We start from the raw sequence: 7735 nt of genomic DNA, 5'->3' as shown, positions 1-7735 counted from the left end.
CGTTTTCACTGGTGTGACAAAACGCATACCATCAGCGGAGGCTACCTCACCGCCACCCCAGTATCCTGCCAACGCTAACGAGGACTGAAAATCAACCAGCCGCGCATTGGCGCTGACCAGCGTTTCTGCTCGGATGTAGTTCTGTTTCACCCTGCTCAGGCGATGGCGGGTCAGTGCTGGGATATTGTGCTTGATCAGCGGTTCATGTCCGATATTGCAGGCCTCAGCCAGCATCACCGCACACAGGCTTATATGTAGATCCTGGTTTTTGCGTTGCGTTAAGTACGTTCTCCTCAAACGCGATGGATTTATTTAGCGCGTTTGCGTAATCAAACATTTCAACGACCCTGTGTTCTTCAGGGATTACGCCATGTACATCACGTACAAAATGTTCAGCAAACGCTGAATTTTCGGCATACAGCTAGGCCATTACGAGACTGAGATGTTTATACTGTGTTCCAAGTGAAGGAAGTGAAACCATACCTGAACGGGTAGCATAAACAGCGACGCTTCGGCGAAACTGGTGAGTCGCAAATGGCCACTGTTTGCCCGTATCAAATTTCTCATCCCCCAGTTGTTGAATGCATCAAATGTCTCCAGTTCAGCCCTGTCCTGGTCTGTAATCAAGAGTTGCTCGGGCATAATGATGGTGTCAGCCCATAGCAGCAAACTCAGCCATGAAGAACCTTCCACATAGCACAAACTGTAATGAGTCGGAGGGACTTTTCCCAAACAGCTGCTAGCCCAGAGCGGTGTACTTTTTAAATCGAACTCATGAATATTAAATTCACTGTTTGTTTGAAATAATATCTGGCACAGGGAGAGGATTTTTGCCAGCTCGATAACGACTTCTAACTCATTTGATGTTGCCCAATATACAGACTTTGATGTGTAATTACCGCTCTCCATTTTTGGGTGTGTGATTTTATTAACGGAACCAATCCTATCCCCGGAATTTCAATTTTCTCAAAACAATCATGTGACATAACGCGGATTTCATGATCTAGCATGCCGGTAAACGCATGCGCCAGAATACGGGCAATACTCAGTTGCCTTGCTATCCAGGCTTTTAGCCTAATATTTGCTTTCGGCTGGTCAGCCATAATTGGAGTGACCCCGAACCCGTAGATAAATCTGGCCTATATCAGTCTTGATCATTAATCCTCGCGAAGACGGGTACCACCTCAATCCTGTTCGCTGGGGATACAAGCCTGAATGGTGGGATAAACCGGCGCTTATCAATGCACGCAGCGAAACTGCCTCATCAAGCCGCATGTTCAAACCTCTTTGGAAGACAGTGCGTGCGATAGTTCCCGCGTCAGGCTGGTTCGAGTGGATGCGGAACGGCAACGTCAAACAACCATATTTCATTCACCATCGAGATTCAAAACCCTTATTTTTTGCAGCGATAGGCCATGTCCTTGATAAAGAGGATGCCGCGCAGGGCTTTGTGATCATCACTGCTGAAAGCAACAAGGGGCTTGTCGATATACACGACAGAATACCGTAGTGCTCGAATCTGAGGCCGCGCTTGAGTGGATGCATACAGATACGTCGACGGAAGACGCTCTCGCACTCGTGAAGAATAAGGCTATGCCAGCCAGTGATTTTGCATGGCATCCTGTGACAAGGAAAGTGGGTAGTGTAAAAAACCAGGGCGCTGAACTCATTGAGGAAATTGAGGATTGAATTGAGTAAACCTACCCGTTAATTTCCTGCTCACCTCGCTGTCAGATGGGGGATCACGACCTATTGAGTGATCCTGCCAAAGTTGGCACATGCTACAGATCATGAGTACGGCACTTCAACTGCGATGCTGCATTTGTCATATAATCAGGCGTTGTTTTCTTCCTATGCGTGCAGCATGGCGATACAGCCCTCCATGACAGAAAAAATTACCGATGGATTACCGATACCGCAGCGCTACGGTGCCATCGCCACTCTCGTCCTGGGAGTGTTCGTTGCTGTGCTGGACGGAACCATTGCCAATGTTGCTCTTCCCACCATCGCCCGAGATCTTGGCGTTAGCGCTGCAGAGTCAATATGGATAATTAATGCCAATTATCTGGCGGTGGTGATTGCCCTGTTACCGCTATCGTCGTTGGGCGATATTATCGGCTACCGTCGCATTTATCTGATCGGTATTGCGGTGTTCAGCCTGACATCGCTGGCGTGCGCATTGTCAGACTCGTTATGGACGCTGACGTTGGCGCGTATCCTGCAGGGTTTGGCCGCAGCAGGGGTGATGAGCGTCAATATCGCGCTGATGCGCATTATCTACCCGCATCGTTATATCAGCCGCGGCATGGGGGTGAACGCCCTGACCGTTGCTGTGTCATCCGTCGCTGGACCGGCCATCACAGCAGGCATCCTCTCTGTGGCTACCTGGCCCTGGCTGTTTGCCATTAATGCACCCATCGGCATTGTGGTGTTGCTGCTGGGATTACGCTATCTGCCATCCGGTCCGGTCAGGGATCATCGCTATAACTTCGATGGTTGGAGCGCAGTTCTTAATGCACTGACCTTCGGTCTGTTGATCATTGCACTCAGCGGTTTTGCCCAACGGCAGGAGATCCTCCTGACACTGGCTGAACTAACCGGCGCACTGCTGATAGGTACTTTTTTCGTGCGTCGCCAACTGCATCAACCCCGGCCGCTGTTACCGGTAGATTTGCTGCGCATTCCAATATTTGCATTCTCCATCGGTACCTCCTTCTGTTCGTTCAGCGCACAGATGCTGGCATTCGTCTCGCTGCCGTTTTTTCTGCAGGACGTGCTGGGGAAAAGTGAGGTGGCAACGGGGTTATTGCTCACGCCCTGGATGCTGGCGACGATGGTACTGGCACCCATTGCCGGATATCTGAGCGAGAAGTTCAATACCGGCATGCTCAGCAGTGTCGGCCTAGGGTTGTTCAGCGCTGGAATGCTGTCGCTGGCGCTGTTGCCGTCGCAGCCATCGGACCTTAATATTATTTGGCGAATGGCGTTGTGCGGAATCGGCTTCGGTCTGTTTCAGACCCCCAACAATCACGCGATGATTTCTTCAACTCCTCTCCATCGCAGCGGTATTGGCGGTGGCATAGCAGGTACTGCGCGTCTTTTCGGCCAGGCGGCAGGGGCGGCACTGGTTGCGTTGATGTTTAATCTATTCGACCATCGGGGCACCCATGCCAGCCTGTTCCTCGGTGCCCTGTTAGCTGCCATGGCGATGGTTGTCAGCGGAATGCGTATACGCCGGTTGGCTATGGCAGATCAGGCATAACTAAAATCGAGCCCTCACTGACTGGCAACGTCGAGTTCTCGCGGTCTTGCAACACGCATTCTGCGATCAACCAATACCGGTGGTGACGGTGAATTGGCGGCTCTGTTGTGGGCCAAGCTGAATCAGGCTACCGCTGCGCTGTGCCGCAATGAATCCTTCTGGACGGCAGGTTGACGGCAGGGCGAACGCGGCGACTTGCTGATCGCCATTAAAAAGAATCCAGCGGGTCACGTAGTTGAATTCCTTGCTGGAAAAGCGCGTGATGAATCGGGTGCCATCCGGGGCAAGCATTTCAAACTCAGGCTTATCGGTGTAGCGGTCGAGCTTATCCGCAAAAAAGACAATTTCCGGATCGTACAGATGAGGGGTGCTTAACGTATTGAGCGTAACCTCGCCCTGCAGTATCTGCTGGTTAAATAGTTGCCACTGCTCGGTGGGTTTAACATGATCAGGCACCGATTCACGCAGTATCAGGGATTCATCTGGTATGTTTTGCTTAAAAGCCGCATCGGGCACATAAGCGTAATTCATGTGGCACATGTACTGTAATGGCATGGGGGCGGAAGCCAGATTTGTGACGGTCATCGCGATGTCAAACAATGGACTCTCTTTATGGATGACCACTGAAGGCTGTGCCAGATAGTGATGACCAAACCCCATTACATATTCATAGCTTCCGCATATGCGCAAGCTGTCTCCTTCCAGCTCCAGCCAGGACTCATCCATACTGGCGCAGGCAAATTCACCATGCAGGGGATGGTTATCCTGAGGCGACGGGCAGCCATTTGCCAGTAGGCCGGAGTGAAATGCGAAACAACCGTAGGTTTCCACCACCTCTTTTGCCGCTTTAGGTTGGTGAAACATATTCCCCATTTTCAGGTCATGACCATCAAACTGCGCATCCCAGATCATCTGCCCAAGCCAGGGAAGGATCACCAGATGCCCACGGGAGTTCGCCACCTTCAGCCCCTCCACACCACTCGCATAGCGAAAAACAGTGACTGTAAAATCCTTATTCTTTACCAGGGTGCGAGGATGTTCAGTAAAAAGCTCGCGCCATAATGCTAATCGTGTCGTCATCGGTAATCTCCTTAACAAGGGAGTGGACAGTTCACTGCGATAATCATCAACAACAAGCTAAACCATTTTTCTGCTATCGTTCAGAGGTCTCGGATATTCCATTCAGATGTTTATTCCATCGCCCACTCACACTCAATTGCAAAATCAGGACAGTTTTATTCATTGCTGTGCTGCTTGCCCCATCATCGTATAAGCCCATAACGCAATCGGGTTGTCAAATAGCCAGGGAGTTGGTCTATGAATGCAGGTACAGGGATGTTCAACACCATTTTTATCTGCAACTGGTTTAACAGAGAAGCGAAGGAGATCTGGTCGGATCTCAATATGCTTCAAAGCTGGCTGGATGTTGAAGCTGCATTGGCGAGCGTGCAGGCAGAACTTGGGATGATCCCGGTAGATGCCGCACTGGTGATTGCGCAAAAGGCCGATGCCAGTCTGTTTGACCTGAATGAAATTGCTGAAGGCGTTAAGGCCACCATGCACCCGCTGGTGCCATTCCTGTCCCAGTTCGAGGCAATCTGTGGCAAAGAGGCGGGTGCCTATATCCACTGGGGGGCAACCTCGCAAAATATCATAGATGCTGGCGGAGTCCTGCAATTGAGAAAGTCCCACGAATTGATGATGAAGGGGCTTGATGCAGTGCTGGAACAACTGGCGGCGCTTGCTGACAAAACCAAAGATATGCCCCAGGCCGGACGCACGCACGGTCAGCATGCACTGCCCATCACCTTTGGTTTTAAAGTCGCGGCTTGGCATGAAGAAGTTCGACACCATCGAGAACGGCTCACACAGGCAACCCGTGATGCCTTTGTGATCTGCATGGGTGGCGCGGTCGGAACCTTTGCCTCCATGGAGGGTAAAGGCAGGGCGGTGCAGGATTTGATGGCGCAGGCGTTAGGCCTGTCTTCACCCGTGGTGCCGGTGAGAACCTCCTGCGATGGCCTGTCAACCTACGTCTGTCTGCTGGGCTTGATGGGAGCGACATTTGAAAAGATCGCCCAGGAAATCATCTTCCTGCAACGCACAGAAATTGATGAAGCCCAGGAGGGATTTCACTACGGCAAAATAGGCAGCTCGACCATGCCGCAAAAGCGTAACCCGCAGCTTGCGATGATTATCGTGGGTATAGCACAGATGCTGCGCTCACGTATGGGGTTGGTGGGTATGTCGACGGTGCGCATGAATGAGGGCCATATGTCCCAGGAACTTATCATGAGTCTGTTGCTGCCTGAAGTCAGTATTTTCACCATTTCCATCGTTGAGAAAATGGAGCAATTGATCGGGGGGCTTAAAGTCAATGCTGATCGAATGCTGGATAACCTTAATGCCACGGGGGGTCTTATCCTTTCGGAATCCGTGATGCTGGAGCTGGCACGCTATATCGGCAGACCTGCGGCACACCATGCGATCTACAATGCCACGCTGACGTGTGTAGCCAGAGGGATCAGTTTTGAGAAAGCAATCCGCGACGAGTTGGCCGGTCAGCAATTACCCGATGAACTTGATCTGAAATCGTTGCTGGTGCCGCAGAGCTACCTGGGCGAAGCACAGGACTGTGTGGAGCGTGAACTCCGGTACAGCACTCCTGAACGGTCATCCACGACCTGAATTTTTGGGGTATAAAAATATGGGTCTGATAACCAGTTATATTATTCAGTATAATATATTCAAATAACCTGAAGACGAGTTATTCATTACCTGAGAATTGTCGACGATACGATACGTTAATATAATGCGATATCTTCCTGTGAAGCGAATAAATTAGATCTTTAAATCAGTATGGAAAATCTGAATTCTCCGCCAATAGATGAGGGGGCGTAATGAGATGGTATCAGTGAAATCAGACGGAATGGGCTGAAAGTATCCCGTTGCCTATATTTAATAATGCCGAAAATAAAGGGTATGCAGGGCATTGCGACAAGCGTCAGGGAAATATTTCATGAGTTGGTCAATCAGAAGGGATATCAGATCGTGGAAGGCTCTGATGTGTGACCATGCTCACATTTGTATCAGTTTTCCGCCAGAGTTCTCAGTCTTGAACAGGGTAGGTTAGCCCTTCAAGAGCAATCATCTTTTCGGTGGTTATTTCAACTTTCGCAGCTTGCACATGGTCTGAACTTTACATTAAATCAATGATTTTCAATCGATTTGGGTTCATGCTCCAGTTTCTCGTGGTAGTCATGAAGCAAAATAAACACCTGGGTTCCTCGTTAAAAGTCAGTCATATCATCTCAATACAGATCGGTTTATGATCGATGTATCTGCAAATATAAAACCTGACGATCTATTATGCTGCACATTATATTTTTAATCCATTTTTTCATAAATTTTTAATGTAGCACATTTGTAAAATATTGAGTCCCTGCAGAATTAGAGTTATTTCTTTTTGGTTTTCTTTGAATGCGCAGGTTAATTCATGACTTCATTCACAACCTGCTGACAAAATCTCCCTTACGCTGATAAACAGGTGGCAACAGGAATAATTAAAACTGTCTGCCTTATTAAAGCTATTTCCATGACGGAAAACGGGGAAAATAAGATGAACGCAAGCGTAGGGATGTTCAATACGTTTTTAACCTGCCACTGGTTCAGTAAAGAAGCCAAAAAAAACTGGTCGGATTTTAATACGTTACAGGGGTGGCTGGATGTGGAAGTGGCGCTTGCGAAGGCGCAAGCGGAACTGGGCATGATCCCGGCTGATGCCGCACTGGTGATTGCGCAAAAGGCTGATGCCAGTCTGTTTGATATGGACAGAATTGCTAAAGGGATCAAGGAAACCATGCACCCGCTGGTGCCGTTTTTACACCAGTTTGAGGAAATTTGCGGAAAGGAAGCCGGAGCCTATATCCACTGGGGCGCAACCACACAAAACATCATTGATGCCGGTGCTGTCCTGCAACTGAGAAAGTCCCACAAATTGCTGATGAAGGGGCTTGATGACGTGCTGGATAAACTGGCGGCGCTGGCTGATCAAAACAAAGCTACGCCGCAGGCCGGACGCACGCACGGTCAGCATGCGCTGCCCATCACCTTTGGTTTTAAAGTCGCGGCATGGCATGAAGAAGTTCGACACCATCGAGAACGGCTTATGCAGGCAACCCGTGATGCCTTCGTGATCTGCATGGGTGGCGCGGTTGGAACTTTTGCCTCGATGGAGGGTAAAGGCAGGGTGGTGCAGGATTTGATGGCGCAGGCGTTAGGCTTGTCTTCACCCGTGGTGCCGGTGAGAACGTCCTGTGATGGCCTGTCAACTTACGTCTGTCTGCTGGGTCTGATGGGCGCGACATTTGAAAAGATCGCCCAGGAAATTATCTTCCTGCAACGCACGGAAATTGATGAAGCCCAGGAGGGATTTCACTACGGCAAAATAGGCAGCTCGACCATGCCGCAAAA

The 7735-nt window shown here is 49.8% G+C and carries 6 protein-coding genes and 1 pseudogene; 4 read left to right on the top strand and 3 right to left on the bottom strand.

Translation table 11 applies throughout. From position 1 onward, the window contains the following. Both ACLQ7H_RS12725 and ACLQ7H_RS12720 read right to left on the bottom strand, forming a co-directional pair. Positions 1-264, bottom strand: a pseudogene (locus ACLQ7H_RS12725) (Tn3 family transposase); the annotation flags it as partial. Between the two features lie 587 nt (positions 265-851). Beyond that, positions 852-1103, bottom strand: a complete 252-nt coding sequence (locus ACLQ7H_RS12720; protein ID WP_411752981.1) for a hypothetical protein — start codon at positions 1101-1103, stop codon at positions 852-854. 47 nt (positions 1104-1150) lie between these two features. Here ACLQ7H_RS12720 and ACLQ7H_RS12715 point away from each other — a divergent pair, with 47 nt between their 5' ends. Together ACLQ7H_RS12715 and ACLQ7H_RS12710 are read left to right on the top strand one after the other, a co-directional pair. Further along, positions 1151-1510, top strand: coding sequence for an SOS response-associated peptidase family protein (locus tag ACLQ7H_RS12715; protein ID WP_411752980.1), 360 nt, complete (start codon positions 1151-1153; stop codon positions 1508-1510). Between the two features lie 372 nt (positions 1511-1882). Further along, positions 1883-3262 (top strand): MFS transporter, encoded by a 1380-nt coding sequence (locus ACLQ7H_RS12710; RefSeq protein ID WP_411752979.1) that lies wholly within the window; start codon positions 1883-1885, stop codon positions 3260-3262. A gap of 66 nt (positions 3263-3328) precedes the next feature. On the opposite strand, the gene ACLQ7H_RS12705 is transcribed toward ACLQ7H_RS12710, so the two are convergent. Further along, positions 3329-4342: an aldose 1-epimerase family protein gene (locus ACLQ7H_RS12705; protein WP_411752978.1), complete on the bottom strand. Its 1014-nt coding sequence runs from the start codon at positions 4340-4342 to the stop codon at positions 3329-3331. A 237-nt stretch (positions 4343-4579) separates the two neighbouring features. Here ACLQ7H_RS12705 and ACLQ7H_RS12700 point away from each other — a divergent pair, with 237 nt between their 5' ends. Together ACLQ7H_RS12700 and ACLQ7H_RS12695 are read left to right on the top strand one after the other, a co-directional pair. Further along, on the top strand, positions 4580-5950 hold the full coding sequence (locus tag ACLQ7H_RS12700) for an adenylosuccinate lyase family protein (protein WP_411752977.1): 1371 nt from the start codon (positions 4580-4582) through the stop codon (positions 5948-5950). Positions 5951-6809: 859 nt separating this feature from the next. Beyond that, on the top strand, positions 6810-7735 hold a 926-nt coding region (locus tag ACLQ7H_RS12695; RefSeq protein WP_411752976.1), incomplete at its 3' end, for a lyase family protein.

The organism is Serratia sp. (in: enterobacteria), assembly GCF_046715635.1.
Taxonomy (GTDB): Bacteria; Pseudomonadota; Gammaproteobacteria; order Enterobacterales; family Enterobacteriaceae; genus Chania.
This window is presented reverse-complemented; position numbering and strand designations above follow the sequence as displayed.